At 32.1% G+C, this 20,827-nt stretch carries 17 protein-coding genes; 16 read left to right on the forward strand and 1 reads right to left on the reverse strand.

Annotation, left to right across the window (positions count from 1 at the left end; translation table 11 throughout):
- The first annotated feature begins 30 nt into the window (after positions 1–30).
- The 9 genes from KQI85_RS10380 to pgeF all read left to right on the forward strand — a co-directional run bounded on the left by KQI85_RS10380 (position 31) and on the right by pgeF (position 7,456).
- Positions 31–741: a hypothetical protein gene (locus KQI85_RS10380; protein WP_216576020.1), complete on the forward strand. Its 711-nt coding sequence runs from the start codon at positions 31–33 to the stop codon at positions 739–741.
- A 164-nt stretch (positions 742–905) separates the two neighbouring features.
- Positions 906–1,253 (forward strand): 50S ribosomal protein L19, encoded by a 348-nt coding sequence (gene rplS, locus KQI85_RS10385; RefSeq protein WP_216576021.1) that lies wholly within the window; start codon positions 906–908, stop codon positions 1,251–1,253.
- A gap of 134 nt (positions 1,254–1,387) precedes the next feature.
- Positions 1,388–1,951, forward strand: coding sequence for a signal peptidase I (gene lepB / locus KQI85_RS10390; RefSeq protein ID WP_253293836.1), 564 nt, complete (start codon positions 1,388–1,390; stop codon positions 1,949–1,951).
- A gap of 11 nt (positions 1,952–1,962) precedes the next feature.
- Positions 1,963–2,826 (forward strand): ribosome biogenesis GTPase YlqF, encoded by an 864-nt coding sequence (ylqF, locus tag KQI85_RS10395; RefSeq protein WP_216576022.1) that lies wholly within the window; start codon positions 1,963–1,965, stop codon positions 2,824–2,826.
- A gap of 51 nt (positions 2,827–2,877) precedes the next feature.
- A complete protein-coding gene (locus KQI85_RS10400; protein ID WP_216576023.1) occupies positions 2,878–3,639 on the forward strand; it encodes a ribonuclease HII in 762 nt (253 codons plus the stop codon).
- A gap of 220 nt (positions 3,640–3,859) precedes the next feature.
- A complete protein-coding gene (locus tag KQI85_RS10405; protein ID WP_216576024.1) occupies positions 3,860–5,776 on the forward strand; it encodes a flagellar hook-length control protein FliK in 1,917 nt (638 codons plus the stop codon).
- 26 nt (positions 5,777–5,802) lie between these two features.
- Positions 5,803–6,183: an EscU/YscU/HrcU family type III secretion system export apparatus switch protein gene (locus KQI85_RS10410; RefSeq protein ID WP_371820598.1), complete on the forward strand. Its 381-nt coding sequence runs from the start codon at positions 5,803–5,805 to the stop codon at positions 6,181–6,183.
- A complete protein-coding gene (locus KQI85_RS10415; protein WP_216576025.1) occupies positions 6,158–6,502 on the forward strand; it encodes a YraN family protein in 345 nt (114 codons plus the stop codon). Before KQI85_RS10410 ends, KQI85_RS10415 begins: the two co-directional genes overlap by 26 nt.
- Before the next feature lie 84 nt (positions 6,503–6,586).
- Positions 6,587–7,456 (forward strand): peptidoglycan editing factor PgeF, encoded by an 870-nt coding sequence (gene pgeF, locus KQI85_RS10420; RefSeq protein WP_216576026.1) that lies wholly within the window; start codon positions 6,587–6,589, stop codon positions 7,454–7,456.
- 218 nt (positions 7,457–7,674) lie between these two features.
- Here pgeF and KQI85_RS10425 read toward each other — a convergent pair whose 3' ends face one another.
- Positions 7,675–8,868, reverse strand: a complete 1,194-nt coding sequence (locus KQI85_RS10425) for a ribose-phosphate pyrophosphokinase (RefSeq protein ID WP_216576027.1) — start codon at positions 8,866–8,868, stop codon at positions 7,675–7,677.
- 324 nt (positions 8,869–9,192) lie between these two features.
- Between KQI85_RS10425 and der the strand changes: the two genes are divergently transcribed.
- The 7 genes from der to tyrS all read left to right on the forward strand — a co-directional run bounded on the left by der (position 9,193) and on the right by tyrS (position 20,630).
- Positions 9,193–10,518, forward strand: a complete 1,326-nt coding sequence (gene der, locus KQI85_RS10430; RefSeq protein ID WP_216576028.1) for a ribosome biogenesis GTPase Der — start codon at positions 9,193–9,195, stop codon at positions 10,516–10,518.
- Between the two features lie 7 nt (positions 10,519–10,525).
- Positions 10,526–11,170 (forward strand): glycerol-3-phosphate 1-O-acyltransferase PlsY, encoded by a 645-nt coding sequence (gene plsY / locus KQI85_RS10435; RefSeq protein ID WP_216576029.1) that lies wholly within the window; start codon positions 10,526–10,528, stop codon positions 11,168–11,170.
- A 10-nt stretch (positions 11,171–11,180) separates the two neighbouring features.
- Complete coding sequence (locus KQI85_RS10440) at positions 11,181–12,191, forward strand: NAD(P)H-dependent glycerol-3-phosphate dehydrogenase (protein ID WP_216576030.1); 1,011 nt, start codon at positions 11,181–11,183, stop codon at positions 12,189–12,191.
- Between the two features lie 73 nt (positions 12,192–12,264).
- The gene (locus KQI85_RS16875) at positions 12,265–14,778 is read left to right on the forward strand and encodes a LuxR C-terminal-related transcriptional regulator (protein ID WP_305854890.1); all 2,514 of its coding nucleotides are present in this window, start codon (positions 12,265–12,267) and stop codon (positions 14,776–14,778) included.
- Between the two features lie 73 nt (positions 14,779–14,851).
- Entirely contained in the window at positions 14,852–15,091 is a 240-nt protein-coding gene (locus KQI85_RS10450; protein WP_216576031.1) for a hypothetical protein, read from the forward strand.
- Positions 15,092–15,247: 156 nt separating this feature from the next.
- Complete coding sequence (locus KQI85_RS10455) at positions 15,248–19,051, forward strand: EAL domain-containing protein (protein ID WP_216576032.1); 3,804 nt, start codon at positions 15,248–15,250, stop codon at positions 19,049–19,051.
- Positions 19,052–19,406: 355 nt separating this feature from the next.
- Positions 19,407–20,630, forward strand: coding sequence for a tyrosine--tRNA ligase (gene tyrS / locus KQI85_RS10460; protein ID WP_216576033.1), 1,224 nt, complete (start codon positions 19,407–19,409; stop codon positions 20,628–20,630).
- Positions 20,631–20,827 lie beyond the last annotated feature (197 nt).

Raw genomic sequence — 20,827 nt, forward strand, 5'->3', positions numbered from 1 at the left:
TGATTTTGTATACAAGGGGGAATTTAATATATGAAAAAAAGACTTTTAACTGTTGTAACTGTATGCAGTATAGCAGCAGCATCTATGTCGGGATGCTCAGGTGTGATAGATCTTAATGGACGTTCAGATGAGCTTATTGCAGAATACGCAGCTGGCGTAGTTATGCAATATACATATGAGAATCTAAAACCGAAGCCATTCAATAGAGCTGAGTATTATCCAAATGGTATACCAACAGCGGATACAGTGACTGAGACTATAGAAGATGAGACTAAAGATGGCGATCTTACTATGTATAATTCAGTCGCAGATTATGCTGCAATGCTTGGAATTACATGTGATATGAGTTATGTAGGTTATGAAGTATGTGATACTTACCCAAATGGTGGTGTTGAGACTTTTTATTCAATATCTGCAACAAAAGGAAGTAAGCTTGTAGTAGTTCATTTTAATTTGACTAATAATTCTGGTGGAGATATAGGTGTTGATACACTTCAAAGTACAAAAGAATATAAACTTACTGTTAATGGTTCGACAAAAGTAAATGTTCAGGATACTATACTTCCTGAAGATATACAGAATATGAGCGAAGTTATAAGTCCTGGCACAAGTGCGGACAGAGTGTTAATATTCCAGGTATCACAAGAAGTAGCAAGCGATGTAAAATCAATGATGTTAACAGTTAAGGATGAAGCAGGAAGCACAATATCAATTAATCTCAAAGAACAGCAGCCACAGTAATTATGTTAATATGGAATATGAAAATTGTAGAAAAAAAGTGAAATGCATTAAAAAAAGCTTGCGTATATAAAAAAATCATGGTAGAATTAGTTGTTGTGAAAAAAGAGATGTTCCTCTGTTACAGAAGGTATTAAGAACATTAAAGTTATTAAGGAGGTCACACGATGAACGAAATTATTAAGAATATTGAAGCAGCTCAGTTAAAAGAGAACGTACCTAGCTTCAATGTAGGTGATACTGTTAAAGTATATGCTAAAGTAAAAGAAGGAAGCCGTGAAAGAATTCAGGTATTCGAAGGAACAGTTCTTAAGAAACAGGGCGGTGGCGCTCGTGAAACTTTTACAGTTAGAAAGAATTCTAATGGTATCGGAGTTGAGAAAACTTGGCCATTACATTCTCCTAGTGTAGAAAAAGTTGAAGTTATCAGACTTGGTAAAGTTAGAAGAGCTAAACTTAACTACTTAAGAGGCAGAGTTGGAAAGAAAGCTAAGGTAAAAGAATTAGTTAAATAAGAATTGTGGGACAGTTACATATTGTTAATTGTCCCCTTTTTTTATCTATGGGGTAACAGAAGGTGCGAAAGTAATTTTGCAATAGCCTATCTGTAGGGTGATGTTAGAGAACTTCAATACAAGGAGAAATTGGTATGATGGAGTTTGGTGCAAATAACTATGAGTTTAAGATATATGAAAAAATACTTAAATGGGCAGTTGATATAGTTCTTGTGATTACAATAGCTGTTTTTGTCGGATTATATGTAGGCAAGATAAGCATAATGAGTGGTAACTCAATGAATACAGTGATAAGCAACAATGATAAACTGCTTGTAGATATGGTAAGTTATAATTTTACGAAGCCATCAAGATTTGATATTATTGCTTTCTCTCCGGATAATGGAGAACATACATATATAAAGCGAGTAATAGGACTTCCAGGTGAGACTGTGGAGATTAGAACAGATGGCAATATATATATAGATGGACAATTATTAAAAGAAAGTGAAGAATATACATATGAGAAAATTGCCAATAGTGGAATAGCTAAAAAGCCGGTTACATTATCAGATAATGAGTATTTTGTACTTGGCGATAATAGAAATAATAGTGAAGACAGCCGTTTTGACGAGATTGGCAATGTAAAGAAAAGTGATATTATAGGAAAAGTGTGGTTCAGAGTCTCACCTGTGAACGCATTTGGTTTTATAGAATAGAGAGGTAATATATGCATTTTCAGTGGTATCCCGGTCATATGACCAAAGCAAAAAGAATGATGCAGGAAGACATGAAACTTATAGATTTAGTTATTGAGCTTGTTGATGCAAGAATTCCATTAAGTAGTCGTAATCCTGATATTGATGAACTTGGCAAGAATAAGTCAAGATTGATTCTTCTTAATAAATCAGATTTAGTAACAGAAAAATCTAATGATATATGGGAAAAATATTTCAAAGACAAAGGTTATTATGTAGTAAGAATTAATTCGAAGAATGGTACAGGAATAAGACAGATTGACAGTGTAGTGCAAGAAGCATGCAAAGAGAAGATTGAAAGAGACAGAAGAAGAGGAATACTTAATAGACCGGTAAGAGCAATGGTTGTAGGAATACCTAATGTAGGAAAGTCTACTTTCATTAATGCGTATGCTAAAAAAGCATGTACAAAAACAGGTAATAAACCGGGTGTCACAAAAGGTAAACAGTGGATAAGACTTAATAAAAATATAGAACTCTTAGATACACCGGGTATTTTGTGGCCAAAATTTGATGACCAGTTAGTCGGCATGAGACTTGCTATGATTGGATCTATTAATGATGATATTCTTAATACAACAGAACTTGGATTTGAACTTATCAAGTTTATTCATGCTAATTATGAAGGACTTTTAGAGAAAAGATATGCTATAAAAGAAAGTGAAGATACACTTGATATGCTTACACAGATAGCAATATCAAGACACTGTATTTTAAAAGGAAATGAACCGGATCTTGATAAAGCAGCTAATATAGTCCTTGATGAATTCAGAGCAGGAACGATTGGTAAGATAACTCTTGAATTCCCAGAGCAGGAGAATGTTTTAGACAATTAAAAAAAGATAATAGTGACTAAATGTGTATAGATATACTCATGGAGGAAAAGAATGGAAGAGAAGATTGGCACAATAAAAGACATACTTGCAGATACAGCAATAGAAGATATCAGTGCATTTATAGCTAAGTATTCACAAGATGAGAGAAAAGGTGTTGTAAAGCTTGTTGATAGTGCAAGGAAGAAGCTTGAAGCGTACGAAAAAGAAAAAGAGAGAATATATATGATGCATGAGTTTGAAAGAGAATATGCATCGTATGGATATATATGTGGTATTGATGAAGCTGGCAGAGGTCCGCTTGCAGGTCCTGTTGTCGCAGGAGCTGTTATTCTTCCAAAAGATGATGATATATTATACCTTAATGATTCAAAACAGTTAAGTGCTGCTAAGAGAGATGAATTGTTTGATATAATTAAAGAAAAAGCATTATCGTATGGTATTGGAATTGTCTCACATGACAGAATTGATGAGATTAATATTCTTCAGGCAACGTATGAAGCTATGAGAAGTGCTATTAATCAGTTAGATCCTAAGCCCGATATATTGTTAAATGATGCTGTAACTATACCACTTGTAGATATTACTCAGGTTCCGATAATTAAAGGAGATGCAAAGAGTGTATCTATTGCAGCGGCTAGTATTATTGCAAAAGTTACAAGGGACAGACTTATGGAAGAATATGCCAAAAAATATCCTCAATATGGATTTGAAAAACATAAAGGATATGGTTCGAAGGAACACATAGAAGCAATTAAAAAATATGGACCATGTGAGATTCACAGAAAGACATTTATAAAAAATTTCATTGATTAGAGTCTTAGCTTTGACTACTCCCGCAGGCTTGCCTGTGGGAGTAGTCCGATATATGATTTACTATAAGGTGCTTTTAAAGATTAAGCATTGACGCTTATCCTTTTTGTAGGAGTAGTCCGATAAATCATTTACTATAAGATGCTTTTAAAGATTGAGCATTGATGCTTAGCCTTTTTGCAGGAGTAGTCCGATATATGATTTGCTATAAGGGGGACTTGTTATGAATATTGAATATGGTAAGTATACAGATAGGAACGATATATCTGCAAATGGAAGATATATAGGTAATGTCGCAGCCCAGGATAATAGTGTAAGTGATAATAGACAAGACAGAATGAATCAGTTATCTGAACTAAAACCAGGAGATACATTTACCGGGACAGTAGTGCAAAGTAAGAATAATACTGTGCTTTTACATATAGATGGCAGTGATGCGTATGTGAGTGCATCGCTTGAAGGTACAGATAATTATTATAATGAACAAAAAATCACATTTCAGATAATAGATAATGAAAATGGTCGTATAACAATAAAGCCTCTAAAACAACAGGATATAATTGATGCTTTGACAGAAAAGACACTTTTAAGTCAAGGAATAACTATTAATGATAAGAATATTGCAATAGTAAAAGAACTTATTAATAATAATATGAATCTTAGTAAAGAGAATATTATTATGCTATCAAGAGGACTTTTGACTATTGATGGATCAGATATATCAGAACTAGTCAAACTTCTAAAATATGATATCTCAATAAATCAGGAAAATTATAATACATATAGACGTTATAATGACGGAACTGAAAGCATACAGCAAGATGTTAATACTATTATAGACAATGTAAGAAATATGTATAATGCTAATGAAAAAGAATTCATGAATCTTATGTTACATATATTAGATATTGATGGTGGCAAAGCAGAAGGTTCATATAATATGAAAGCTAATGATAGCATTGCAAGTGGTGTTACAAGTGAAACAGGAATTAGTGATGCTATAAATAATATAGATGGTACGTTAAAAGAAGTAGATAGTATTAATATAGAAAGTAAAGATACGGAAAGTGTTAACAATACTAAAGATATATTATCTGGTAGAGAGATGAATGTAACTGATATAATTGAAAATGACACTAATGTTCATGCAGACAATAGTAAGATAGATAACCATTATCAAATTAATGATATTAGTGAAGATATCATTGGTACAAGAATAGATGCTTATAAACATAAAGAGAATAGCGATGATATGAACAACAATATTAAGACTGATAATATGTTTAAAGCAGAAAATGATCTTACATTACATAACAATACTACAACAGATAATGAAATAAGTGATAGTCTGAAGAATAATTCTTTGCTAAAGACAGATATAAGAGATATTATTTCAAAAGCAGATGCAGATAATATTATCAATTATATGTTAAAGAGCAGTATAGAAAGCGATGACATTCTTCATAGTATAGTTACTATAGAAGATGTGCTAAAACATACTTTTGAAAAAAAATCTGATGTAAGCGATTCATTAAGCAGATTATTTGAAAATATACTTAAGACTTCTATGGCAGTAAAGAGTGAAGAACTATATAAAGGAGAAGTGGGAGAGTATTTTAAAAAGATGGTTCAAAAGATGGATATAATAACAGAATATGCTGACAATTATATGAAATCTGCCCAGAATATCACGACAGCGGCACAATCTATAAGCGATAATATTAATTTTATGAATGAGATGAATATTACAATGCAATTTGTACAATTCCCGGTTCAGATTAATGGCAAAGAACATCAGGCAGAACTTTATGTATATCGCAATAAGAAGAATGTCAATGCAGATAAGGAAGAAAAAACAGCTTTTATAAGACTTGATATGGAGAACCTTGGTAATGTTGAGATATATGTCAAATTATATAATAGTGATGTTAATATGAAATTTTATGTTGATAATGATGAAGCTAAGACAATACTTAAAGATAATATTGATATATTGAATGAGAGAATAACAAAACTTGGATATCAGGTAAGTGAAGAATTTGTAAAAAATGAACACAAATGGAACTTTGAAGAAGACTTCATGAAGAAGAGTGAACCTTATAAGATGCTTAAAAACACTGGATTTGATGTCAGAGCATAATATAACCAATAGGGTGGGTGAATCTTATGAAAGATTATAGAAGAGAGTTAGATAATTATACAAAAGATAATAAAGTTATACAAAAGAGAAAAATGGATGAAGAAGAACATAGTGAATCAAAGTCCCAAAAAACAGCTATTGCATTGTCATATGATGGAGATATGACAGCACCTGTTATAGTAGCTACAGGAAAAGGTTATGTCGCTGAAAAGATATTAAAAAGTGCAAAAGAAGCTAATGTACCGGTACATAAGGATGAAAAACTTGCAAAGACACTCGCAAAGCTTGAACTTGGAGATGCTATACCACCGGAATTATACAAAGTTGTAGCAGAGATTTTGATATATGTTAATGATATGGATACACTAAAGGAAAAAGTTAATGGAAAACAAGAGAAAAACAGGTAAAAAATATGAAGATATAGCGGCACAATATCTCATAGAGAATGGATATAGAATTATCGAACAGAATTTTTATACGTATTATGGTGAAGTTGACATAATTGCCGAAAATGAAGGATTTCTTGCATTTATTGAAGTAAAATATCGAAAAAGTGAGAAATATGGCAGCCCATTTGAAGCAATTAATTCACGAAAAATGAAAAACATTCGTAATAGTGCGAGATATTATATATATTCAAAAGGGATATCGCAGATGAAACCGGTAAGATTTGATGTAATAGCAATTCTTGGTGACAATATTGAACTTATAAAGAATGCATTTTAATTACACTTTAAGGATTTCAATTTTTTGATGTACTTGAGCATATTTAAACACATTTTGAAAGCAGAAAAGGAGAGACAAAATATTATGATACAGATAGTAAAAAATTTGAATAATATAGTTAATGAAGAGACAACTCTTATTAAAGAGAATAAAGGAGTCCCATATATAACTTTTAATAAACTCAATGATATTGAATGGTTAACTAATGCTTTTTCAACTCGTATAGGTGGCGTGAGTGAAGGAATATATAGTTCGATGAATCTTTCTTTTACACTTAATGATGACAGTGAAAAGGTACTTGATAATTTTAAGATATTTGCAAATGCGATAGGTGTAGATGTAAAAGATATGGTATATTCACAGCAGACACATACCATTAATGTTAAGAAGATTACAAAAGATAACAAAGGTATGGGAATTATAAGAGAGAGAGATTACAAAGATATAGATGGAATTATAACTAATGAGCCTGGAATTTGCCTTGTTACATCATACGCAGACTGTGTACCATTATATTTTGTGGATATAAAAAATAAAGCGATTGGATTATCACATTCTGGCTGGAGAGGAACAGTTGGTAATATAGCTGCTAATACACTTCAGTTAATGAAAAAAGAATATGGAACAAAAGAAGAAGATGTGATTGCAATTATTGGTCCATCAATATGCAAAGATTGTTATGAAGTATCAAAAGATCTGTATGATGAATTTGAAAAGAAGTATTCACAAGATGAACTAAGAGATATATTTGAGAAAAAAAATGATGAGAAATATCAGCTTGATCTCTGGAAAGCCAACTATTATAATTTTGTCAATCTTGGAATAAAAAAAGAAAATATATCAGTTACAGATATATGTACATGCTGTAATAAAGAGATTATGTTCTCACATCGTGGAAGTCATGGTAAGAGAGGAACACTATGTGCATTTCTTATGATAAAAGAAAACAAGTAATAAGCAAAATATATTTTCGCATAAAATATATGAAAATTCACTATTCATAAGAAAAAGTTAAAATGAAATATATGAAAAATTCGCTATTTACAACGAAAAGTCAAAATAAAACATATAAAAAATTCGCTATTCATAACAAAAAATCAAAATAAAACATATAAAAAGAGAGATATTCGCAATCTAAACAAATATCTCTCTTTTTGACTATACTTAACTAATTATAGAAAAGCATCGCCTTCATTATATTTTTTAACAAGTTTCTGTATACGTTCAGTAGGATCTGCAACATTACCAAGAGTTACATCATGATTCATTGTATCGATAATTGTAGCAAGGAATTTACTCATATCTGCTTCAAGGTAATATGGTCTGTTCTTTAAGGCATCACATCTGTATGTTAAGTTAGTTGTAACAACATAACTGAATATACCCTGTTCATAGAATTCATCGAATTTTTCAAGACCATCAGTAAACAGACCAAATGTTGTACAGATAATAACACGTCTTGCTTTACGTTCCTTAAGTTCACGGGCAGTATCAAGCATACTCTCACCAGATGAGATCATATCATCAATGATAATAACGTCTTTACCTTCAACGGATGCACCGAGAAATTCATGTGCAACAATAGGATTCTTACCATTGATTATTGTTGAATAATCTCTTCTCTTATAGAACATTCCCATATCAACACCAAGAACATTAGCAAAATATACTGCTCTGCTCATAGCACCTTCATCAGGTGAGATGATCATTAGATGTTCTTTGTCAATTTTAAGCTCTTTATCTTTTCTTAAGATCGCTCTGATAAACTGATATGGTGGTGTATAATTATCAAATCCACTGAGTGGAATTGCGTTGCATACACGAGGATCGTGAGCATCAAAAGTGATAATATTAGAAACACCCATATTAATAAGTTCTTCAAGACCAAGAGCACAGTCAAGAGATTCACGTTTTGTTCTCTTGTGCTGACGACTCTCATATAGGAATGGCATGATAACATTAACTCGTTTTGCACCTGCAACTGAAGCTGATATGATTCTCTTAAGATCCTGATAATGATCATCTGGTGACATATGGTTAGTCATACCACATAGTGAGTAAGTAAGACTATAATTGGCAACATCTGTCATAATGAATAAGTCAGTACCTCTGATTGATTCATTGATAATACCTTTAGCTTCACCTGAACCAAAACGTGGACATGAGCAGTTTAAAAGATAATTAGATTCTTCATATCCTTTAAATGCGATTGTAGATTTGTGAACAGAAGTGCTGCTTTTTCTAAAATCAACAAGATAATCATTAACTTTTGAACCAAGATCACGACAGCTCTCCATTACAGCAAGTTTAAGCGGACCAACAGGTATAGAATTCTCTGCTGGTATAATAGGAACGTTTGTAGACATAATATCCTCCTGAGTACTAATAAAAATAATGTGGAAGTCGATACAAAAAACAACAGCCACTGATATAACATTACTTTCAATAAAGCAACTTAACAAATCAGAACAAAAATATCACATTTCTTATTCTGACGCAATAACTCTATCATAAGATTTATAACACTACAAGAACATATAAGTCAATAATAAGTATTAAAAATATGATGATTATCAAAAAAAATACAATGATTATCAAAAAAATACAACATAGAAAAACTTTACAAAGAACAATTAAGTTGGTATTATATAATAGTTAAATTATGATTTTTAGTAATGAAGGAGATAAAAATGAGTAAACCTATTGTTGCAGTAGTAGGCAGACCTAATGTTGGTAAGTCTACACTTTTTAATGCTTTAGCAGGTGATACTATATCTATAGTAAAAGATACACCAGGTGTTACAAGAGACAGAATCTATGCAGATGTTAATTGGCTTAATACATCATTCACACTTATTGATACCGGAGGTATCGAACCTGATACTAATGATATTATTCTGTCACAGATGAGAGAACAGGCTGAGATAGCAATTCAGACAGCAGATGTAATTATATTCCTTACAGATGTAAGACAAGGACTTGTAGATGCTGATTCAAAAGTAGCAGATATGCTTAGAAGATCAGGAAAGCCGGTAGTGCTTGTCGTTAATAAAGTTGATAATTTTAATACGATGATGCCGGACGTATATGAATTCTATAATCTTGGAATTGGTGATCCACATCCTATATCAGCAGCTTCAAGACTTGGAATTGGTGATATGCTTGATGCTGTTGTTGCGAATTTTAGAGAAGATCAGCTTGTTAGTGAAGAAGATGACAGACCTCGAATAGCTATAGTAGGTAAGCCTAATGTAGGTAAGTCATCAATAATCAATAAGATTCTTGGAGAGAACAGAGTTATTGTATCAGATATCGCAGGAACAACAAGAGATGCTGTTGATACACCGGTAATCCATAATGGCAAAGAATATGTATTCATTGATACAGCAGGTCTTAGAAGAAAAAATAAAATAAAAGAAGAACTTGAAAAATATAGTATTATAAGAACTGTAAGTGCTGTTGAAAGAGCAGATATAGTTATTATAGTAATTGATGCTACAGAAGGTGTAACAGAGCAGGATGCCAAGATTGCAGGAATTGCACATGAGCGAGGAAAAGGTGTAATTATTGCTGTTAATAAGTGGGATGCAATCGAGAAGAATGACAAGACTATATATGAACATAGTAAGAGAATAAGAGAGATTCTTTCTTATCTTTCATATGCTGAGATAATATTTATATCAGCAAAAACAGGACAAAGAATGAACAAAATGTTTGATATGATCGATATGATAATTGACAGTCAGACAATGAGAATTCAGACAGGTGTTCTTAACGAGATACTTACTGAAGCAGTTGCAATGCAGCAGCCACCTTCAGATAAAGGACGAAGACTCAAACTTTTCTATATTACTCAGGTTTCAATAAAGCCACCAACGTTTGTTATTTTTGTAAATGACAAAAAGCTGATGCATTTTTCATATACACGATATATTGAAAATAAGATTAGAGATGCGTTTGGATTTAAGGGAACATCATTAAGATTTATTATACGAGAAAGAAAAGAAAAGGAGTAAGGACAAAATGGAACGTTTAATATGCCTGGCTATCGGCTATGTTTTTGGACTATTTCAAACAGGTTATATTTATGGAAAATTGAACAAAGTAGATATTAGAGATTATGGAAGTGGTAATGCAGGTGCAACCAATACAATGAGAGTACTTGGCAAAAAAGCAGGAATAATCACATATTTTGGTGATGCATTAAAAGCAGTATTTTGTATAATTCTTGTATGGATTATATATGGAAAAAAGCTGCCTGATATGGTATCACTATTATCATTGTACGCAGGTCTTGGTGTAATACTTGGACATAACTTTCCTTTTTATCTAAAATTCAAAGGTGGAAAAGGAATTGCGACAACATCAGGTGTTGTATTTTCTTTTGATTGGAAACTTACAATATTAGGATTTATAACATTTTTTGGTACAATGTATCTATCAAAGTATGTATCGCTTGCGTCACTTGTATTTGTAACAGGTTTCTTCATAGAACTTGTTATATTTGGAAATCTTTCAATGCTTAATATTCATGGCACATATTTATATGAAGCATATGCATTAGGCTTTATTATAATGGCATTGGCATATATTAGACATAGAGCGAATATTAAAAGATTACTTACAGGAACCGAAAGAAAAATAGGACAGAAAAAAGAATCAAAATAGAGGTGCAGATATGGCAAATATAGGAATTATTGGGGCAGGAAGCTGGGGAATTGCTTTGTCAATTCTTCTATATAATAACGGCAATAAAGTTACAGTATGGTCTGTAATTGAAGATGAGATTAAGATGCTTAATGAAAAAAGAGAGCATGAGAGATGCCTTCCGGGAGTAAAACTTCCAGATGACATGGTTTTTACAACAGACTTGGAACATACAATTAAGAATGCAGAACTTTTAGTTCTTGCAGTTCCATCTGTATACACACGAAGTACATCAAAATCAATGTCTGGATATGTAAGAGAAGGACAGATTATAGTTAATGTTGCAAAAGGAATCGAAGAGAATACGCTTAAGACGCTTACACAGATTATTGAAGAAGAGATTCCATGTGCAGATGTAGCAGCATTATCAGGACCAAGCCATGCAGAGGAAGTAAGCCGTTCAATTCCTACAACATGCGTAGTAGCAGCACATAGCAGGGAGACAGCAGAGTATATCCAGAACATATTCATGAGTGAGAATTTTCGAGTATATACAACACCGGATATTCTTGGAGTAGAACTTGGGGGTTCACTTAAGAATGTTATAGCCCTTGCAGCAGGTATTGCAGATGGACTTGGTTATGGAGATAATACAAAGGCAGCACTTATAACAAGAGGAATAACAGAGATAGCACGACTTGGTATAGCTATGGGAGGAAAAATTCAGACTTTTAGTGGACTTTCAGGAATAGGTGACCTTATAGTTACATGTGCAAGTATGCACAGTCGTAACAGACGTGCCGGAATTCTTATCGGAAAAGGCTATTCAATGGAAGACGCAATGAAGGAAGTTAATATGGTTGTTGAAGGCGTATATTCTGCTAAAGCAGCCAGACAGCTTGCTGAAAAATATCATGTAGATATGCCTATAATAAAAGAGGTAAATGAAGTCTTGTTTGAAGGAAAGCCGGCAGCAACAGCGGTAAAAGAATTAATGCTTAGAGATAAGACAATAGAACATTCTGATTTGCCTTGGGAGTAGAGATAAGACAATAGAACATTTTGATTTGCTTTGGAAATAGAGATAAAATAAAATCCTTTAGGGGGGATTGACAATGGCCATTTCAAATGAAAAAAATTCAGATGTGGTATATGTTTCTGAAAGGTTGCAAGAAAAGATTGATGCCATAGCCGGTTATAAAGTTACTATAATAGATGCACCGACCGGCTATGGAAAATCAACAGTTTTAAAGAAATATTTCAGTAATAAATATAAGAACAATTATATACTAACATGTGGCAATTCTGATAAAAAAATTTTTTATCAGGAATTTTGTGAACTCATAAGTCATATTGATAGAAAAATATCAGACGAACTGATAAAAGAGGGATATCCGGTTAATTATAGAGATATCAGAAAACTTCAGAATATAATTCTTCGTATGGAACCTGAAGAAGAGACATATATAATTATTGATAATTACCATTATATAGGTGGCGAAGAACTTGATAAATTCCTATTTGAAAGATATGATGAATATGATAAGAATATAAAATTTATTATATCATCTCAAGGCATTACGTCTAGTATTATGCTTGAATATATAGACACAAGACGTTTTATGCATATCGAAAAAGAAGATATGGAATTTTCAAAAGTAGATATTAAGCGTTATTTTATTCAATGTGGCTTTAGTACACTTGATCTTGAAGATATTAATAGATTGTATGAGTTCAGCGAAGGATGGCCAAGTGCAGTATATCTTCAGATGATTAATTATGAAGATAATAGAACGATTGATGAGAATTTAAGTATGTCTCTGCTCATTGAACGAGCGGTATGGAATCACTTTAATGATATACAGAAGAAGATAGTTATGTATTCATGTCTGTTTGACAGATTCACTATACGTCAGTCAAAATTCATGGTAGATGAAGAAGAAGAACAGTATGTAGAAGAGACTATAACAAATTGTGCATTTATAAAATATGATGAGAATGAGAAAATGTTCTATTTTAATGGGATCTTTAGAAGGTATCTGATGGATAGATATTCTAAACTTAGCATAAATGAACAGAATGATATAATAAAGTATGCAGGAAAATGGTTTGTTGAGAATAAGGATTATTTTGAAGCTATTAAGAAATTCTATACAATAGAAGATTACGAAGATATGTATGAGATGCAGCCTGTGGTTATGGATTTGTATCCATATGCTAATAAAGAGAACAAACCTATCTTCATAGATATTATATTAAATTGTCCAGAAGAGATTAAAAAGAAACATCTTGTATTTTTGCTTATAATATGTTTCATAATAATCTTTTATAATGAAGAAGACTTGTTACAGACTACTCTTGACGAGGTAGAAGGTTATATAGAAGAAGCAACATACGAAGATGAAAAAATGAAAAATACAATTCTTGGAGAGTTATATTTTGTAAGAGCAATAGCAAGATATAATGATCTTAGAGCTATGCACAGATATATTTTACAGGCATACAATTATCTTAAAAAACCGATAAGACTATTCTCTGGTGATGGACAGTGGACATTTGGTTCACCGTCAACACTTACATTATATTATAATAAACCCGGAAAACTTTGGAAGATGGTAGAATATTTTGATGATAATATTAATGTATATTATAAACTTACAAATGGCCATGGTAAAGGTTCAGAAGCAATAATGAGAGCAGAGGCACTATACAATATTGGAGATATTGAAAGTGCGGAAATATTATGCCATAAAGCTATATATATGGCAGAGAGCAGAGAACAGCATAGCATATATCTGTCAAGTCTTACATTACTTGGCAAGATAGCGATATATCGTGGTGAGTATGATACATTAAAAGATATAAAAGAACAGATTGAAAAGAAAAAAATTGTAAAGTCAGTAAAGATGTTTGGCAATGTTGATAATAGAGAACTTGTAGATCTAAGTATTGCTACACTTATGCTTAATGTAGATAATAGTGAAGCGATAGCTGATTGGCTAAAAGATGAGAATGAGATAGAGAATAGAGTAAGTCTGCTCAGCATGGGATATGCAGACATAATATATGGTAAATATCTTATACTTACAGGTCAACATATAAAACTTCTTGGAATAAGCGGTCAGTTCCTTGGGATAGCATCGAAGTATCCACAGGTATTGACAAAAGTGTATACATACATATATATAGCAATAGCTAATGAACGTATCGGCAATAAAGAGAAAGCTGACAAGATGATAAAGCTTGCTCTAGAAGATACCACATTGGACAAAGTATATATGCCATATGTAGAAAATTATAAATATATAAGAGATATTGTAAACAGAGTAGCTGTTGTTAATGGATATAAAAAAGATTTAGAAGCAATCGAAAAATTATATTCAGTATACAGTACTAATGTACGGGAACTGATAAAAATAATACAAGGTGAAGAGAATTATGGTCTTACAGGAAGAGAATGCGATGTTGCAAGGCTTGCAGCAATGAGACTTTCTAATAAAGAGATTGCAGAAAGACTGTATATAGCTGAGAGTACAGTTAAGTCAAATATGAAGACTATCTTTAGCAAACTTGGAATAAGAACGAGAACAGCACTTGCAGATTTTTTTACAAATACCCCCGAAAAGTAGGTAGTCATTTGAAAAATATCAGGGTATAATTAACTTGAATTATATAATTCATATAAAATATGGGAGGCGTTTAATGGCTTTAATTGACAGCGTTACACCAGGCGAAGGATACTTAATAGCTGTCTGTATGACGGGAGGAGATAAGATTACAGTGAATCTTTCTTCAAAAATTAATACTTGCAGATTTAAAAGCCTGGTAAACAGGGAGACATATTACAATGCGAAAACCGATGGTATATTTGTAATATGGAATAATGGAGAAGTGAAACTGAGCGTAAGTGAATTGCGCCAGTTAAGTAATCCGAAAGTCTGATAATATTACAGACCGAAAAAAGCTATAAAATTATGATTATGTCATATTTTATAGCTTTTTTTGAAAAATCATAATTCTTAATTATAAAGATGCCGATTATATTATAAGATTTATATGTCCTGTTATTGCGGATATATAGTTGAAAGGGGAACTTATATGGACATAAATGTTAAGAATTATGATACAATAGTTGGAAAATTTGAATTTGAACCGTATGGTGAATATGTGATTCGTAGTGTTGATATTAACTTTTGTAATATTATTGGCCTTGAAGAGAGTGCTGATATTACAATGAATGAGATATTAGCAGATGATTCATATGGTTTTTTTAAAGATGCAGTAGACGAAGCTAAGAATACCGGATGTGAGATGAGAGTTTGCGTGACCCTTGACACGACTTCTGAACACAATATAGTTACATATATTACGGGTGTCTATGATAAAAATGAGAATATAATAAAAGCATCTTTAATCGATATAACAATGATGAGTACCGGACTTGATTTTAATTCAACAGTATATTCAAGGACAGAATATGAATTTATACTCAATAATATTGAATGTCCTGTTATGATGTTTGATTTTAATATGGAACCAAAGATTATATTCGCTAACAGAAGTTATTATTCTATGATTGGATACAGTTCAGAAGAAGTGATTCAGGTATATAATCGAAGTGCAAATGCTTTTGTTAGATTCGAAGACAAAGAAAAGTATACGTCAGAAGAAGATATTAATCTAAAAGATGACAAATTTACTATAGCACTTACAATTAATACAAAACTAGAAGGTCCACTTCCTGTAACTATGATAGGTCAGAAGATAACACTTAACGATGGACGTATAGTAGCTTTGTGCGTTTTTTATCAAAATAAAAAGGAAATACAGTTAAATAAGATGGTTGAGCATTATCGTGACAGATTTGATATGACACTCAAACTTACTAATGATATTTTCTTTGAAATAGATTTTATAGCGCAGAAGATAACATTTTATAATTATGAATTTGATAGAATTAAACCGGGAACACCTATAGATTTTGAAGAAAGTACATTTAATAACAACAATCGCTTTCATCCAAAAGATTATACAAGATTGTGTGAATTAGAGTTTAACTCTGAAGACAGAGAGATTAAGACTACAAGTATAAGGATGATGAATAAAAAAGGATTTTATGAGAAATATACATTGGATATAATGCCAGTATTTGATGAAGATGGTGAGAATACAGCATTATTTTTCAAAGCAGTTAATGAGAATAGCGAGATGTATTCATCAAAAATGTCTAATAGGATTAATAATAAATTAGGTGTTGTGAAATTTGATGAGTGCAGAGAGATAATTAATGGCTATATTAATGCATATAGAGATGTACCGGGCATTGTTCATGAGATATTACTCATAAATATTGATAACTATGAGACATTAAAAGAGGCATATACAGAAGAAGAACTAAATGTATTCAAAGAAATGTTTATAAAAGTACTTAAGAGCATGATGAGAAGAGAAGATATTGTATCGCAGATAGCAGATCAGATGTTTCTTGTATTTGAAGGTGGAATGTTTGGATATGAATGGGCTAAGGTGATACCAGAAGACATAAAAGAGAGCATAGAGGCAATGAATGTACCTGATAATGCGATAAAACCTAAGTTAAGTATAGGTGTATCTATATGGCCGGATAATGGCGAGAATTATGATATGCTTTTTGAAAAAACACTTATAACACTTAATAGACAGCGTAGGAGTAGAGAATCTGGTATACTATTTTACAATAACGAGTTTAGTAAGCTTATATCTGATGAGAGTTATAAAGAAGACATTAATTACAAAGCTATAGAAGAATATATAACTAATCAGTTCCATAAGATGGCAGGTACATTTTTTACAGATACAAGTGATAAAGCAGTTGCAATTCATTATATGCTTGCATCAACAGGAAGTTATTTTGGACTCGATCGTATTAAGATTATTGATTTATATGATGATAATGAACGTATTATGTATTTTTGGAATAAAAGCGGTATTAAGAACAATAATGATCTTGAATGGCAGTATATGCAAAAACATAATAGAAAAATAACTAACGGTGAGAATGTATATATAGTAAATGATTTTAACGAGATATCGAATGAACACATAGCGCAGATAGCAGCAGAACTAGAGATAAGTGCGATAATGCAGCATAACATTGTAGTTGCAGGTGTAACAGTAGGATATATTCTCTTTGAAAAAGCATTAGGTGCTCATGTATGGAGCTTTGCAGAGAAGATAGCAGCAGACTTCATAGTTGATATGTTAGGCAAAGAGATCTATGAAAAAGACTCAAAAGCAGCATTAGAAAGAGAACTTCCAGGTTATATGGCAGATGAAAGTGTTCCGTTGTATGTTGTTGACAAAGAGACTATGAAGATAGATAGTAATAATCTTGCCTTTGATAGAATATTTGGCAATAATTGTAAAGGACAAAAGTGTTATAAAGCTATATTTGGTTATGAATCACCTTGCAAAAATTGTGTACTTGCATCAAAAGCTGTTAACGGAATAAAGACCAGAGAAGTATATGATAATAAAAGAGATGTATGGCTTAGCCAAAGAGCAGCAAAAAGTTCTGAAAAAAGCGAAAAATACTATGTTACAATCGTTGATATAACATCATTTGTAGAACGCATTAATGCTAAGGATGCACTTACAAAACTTGATTCTGTAGACGTATTTAAGCATAAGATGAAGAAAAAAATGGCCAATATATCTGAATATGGTTATGGACTTGCAACAATAGACTTTGATAAGTTTAAAGATGTAAACCAGACTATTGGATATGCAAAAGCTGATGAGCTTATAGTTGACTATTCAGAATATATGACAGAAATACTAAGTCCAGAAGAGATGCTTTGTCATGTTTCAGCTGATAAATTTATGTTGCTTTTTGCATATAAAAAAGACGATGATATATTACAATATATATCTACAAAGAATGATGCTGTTATAGAAAAAATCAATGATAAGTACAAGGCAGTGCAGTTATCAACAACAACCGGAATATATTGTATGAAGCCAAGTGATTATGACATTAATATAGCAATTGATAAGGCAAATATTGCGTCAAAAACTGTTAAAAATGTAAGACATACTTCGTATGCTATATATGATGATGAGATGGAACGACAGGCTATAAGGGAAAAAGAAATTGAAAACAAGATGTATAGAGCACTTAAGAATCATGAGTTTGTTATATATTATCAGCCAAAGACAGATCTTAAGACAGAAGGTGTAACAGGTGCAGAAGCACTTGTCAGATGGCAGGATAAACCGGGACATCTTGTTCCACCAATGGATTTTATCCCATTGTTTGAACGTAATGGATTTATAATAGATCTTGATTACTATATTTTTGAAGAAGTATTTAAGTTCATACGCAAGACAATAGATGAAGGACGCAGACCTATACCAGTTTCACTAAACGTATCAAGAGCACATATATATGAGCCAGATTTTGTAGAGAAGCTTATGAAGATAAAAGAAAAATATAATATTGATACGAAATGGATTGAACTTGAACTTACAGAAGGAACATTCTTAACAGATCAATATATGATACTTAAACTTATGAAAGAATTAAAAAAACTTGGGTTTAAGATATCAATAGATGATTTTGGCTCGGGATTCTCATCACTTAATATGTTAAAAGATCTTCCGATAGATGTACTAAAACTCGACAAAGAGTTTTTCCCTAAAGGAGATATGGATGAAAGAGTAAAGACTATATTCGTAAATGTTGTACGAATGACAAAAGAGCTTAATATAATACCACTTACAGAAGGTGTTGAGACAAAAGAACAAGCAGAATTCCTAAGAGAAGTTGGCTGTGTATTGGCACAGGGATATTACTATTCAAGACCACTTTCGGAAGCAGACTTTATAAAGTACTTAAGTGAACATGAGATTATAGAGATATAATGTCTGTTATCAGTTTTAAAATTATAAGAAAGTTTATCTGAGCTTAAAAAAACTAATTATATATGGCAGATAAAAATGACAAAGATAGTGACAAGTCTTTGTCATTTTTTTGGACATTTACCTGGTATGAGAGAAAAATGCCGGTTTTTTGTCAAATGTGTGAGAATTCTATATTGAAACCTGATACATTAGTATTAGGCATTTTAGATATAATTACAGACATCATACTTGAGATCGCAAATGCATATATGCATAAAAGATAGTTAATAATTGACAATAAAGTCATTTAATTTTATAATTGTTAAGGTGTTACGAAATTAGATATAGATTAATATAAACAAAGGAGTTTTTTGATATGACAGTATATGACGAATTAGTTGAAAGAGGGCTTATAGCACAAGTAACAGATGAAGAAGAGATAAAAGAACTTGTTAATAATGGAAAAGCTGTATTCTATATTGGATTTGATCCAACAGCAGACAGTCTTCATGTTGGACACTTTATGGCATTATGTCTTATGAAGCGTCTTCAGATGGCAGGTAACAAACCAATAGCTCTTATTGGTGGTGGTACAGCAATGATTGGAGATCCATCAGGAAGAACAGATATGAGACAGATGATGACTAAAGAGACAATTGCACATAATGTAGAATGTTTCAAAAAGCAGATGTCAAGATTTATTGATTTCTCAGATGATAAAGCACTCTTGGTTAATAATGCAGATTGGTTAATGGAGCTTAATTATGTTGACGTATTAAGAGAAGTCGGACCACATTTTAGTGTAAATAGAATGCTTACAGCAGAATGTTATAAGCAGAGAATGGAAAGAGGATTAAGTTTCCTTGAATTTAATTATATGATAATGCAAAGTTATGATTTCTTCGCATTATATCAGAAATATGGCTGTAATATGCAATTTGGTGGAGATGACCAGTGGAGCAATATGCTTGGTGGTACAGAATTAATCAGAAGAAAACTTGGCAAAAATGCATACGCAATGACAATTAATCTATTACTTAATTCAGAAGGTAAGAAGATGGGTAAGACTCAAAAAGGTGCTGTATGGCTTGATGCTGCCAAGACATCCCCATTCGAATTCTTCCAGTATTGGAGAAATGTTGCTGATAGCGATGTAATCAAATGTCTTAAGATGTTAACATTCTTACCATTAGAACAGATAAAAGAGATGGAAAGCTATGAAGGAAGCAAATTAAATGAAGCAAAAGAGATTTTAGCATTCGAACTTACAAAGCTTGTTCATGGTGAAGAAGAAGCAACAAAAGCTTTAGAAAGTGCCAAAGCATTATTTAGTGCAGGTAATGCAGCTAATATGCCAGAAGCAGAGATAACAGAAGACAATCTTACAGATGGAAGCATAGATATTATATCAATACTTGCTTTATCAGGACTTGTTCCATCAAAATCAGAAGGAAGAAGAGCTGTACAGCAGGGTGGCGTATCTGTTGATGGCGAGAAGATTGCAGATATAGCACAGTCATATACAGCCGAACAGTTAAAAGGCGATGGAATTATTGTAAAACGTGGTAAGAAGAACTTTAGAAAAGTATTTATGAAATAATATAAGTATATTTATGCGAAACTCATAGATAGATAGGTGTTTTGGATTGCCAGAGTATAAATATAATCAACAAAAACACGCTTGCGCTAAGTGTACATCGTAGCGGTACTAAGTTTGTTGTAAGGCTTTGCCTTCCAACGCACTAAGTGCCGACGATTACCACATTGTTTTCTTTTGATTATATTTATGCTCTGGCA

Origin of the sequence: Falcatimonas sp. MSJ-15, from assembly GCF_018918265.1 — a bacterium.
Classification (GTDB): domain Bacteria; phylum Bacillota; class Clostridia; order Lachnospirales; family Lachnospiraceae; genus Falcatimonas.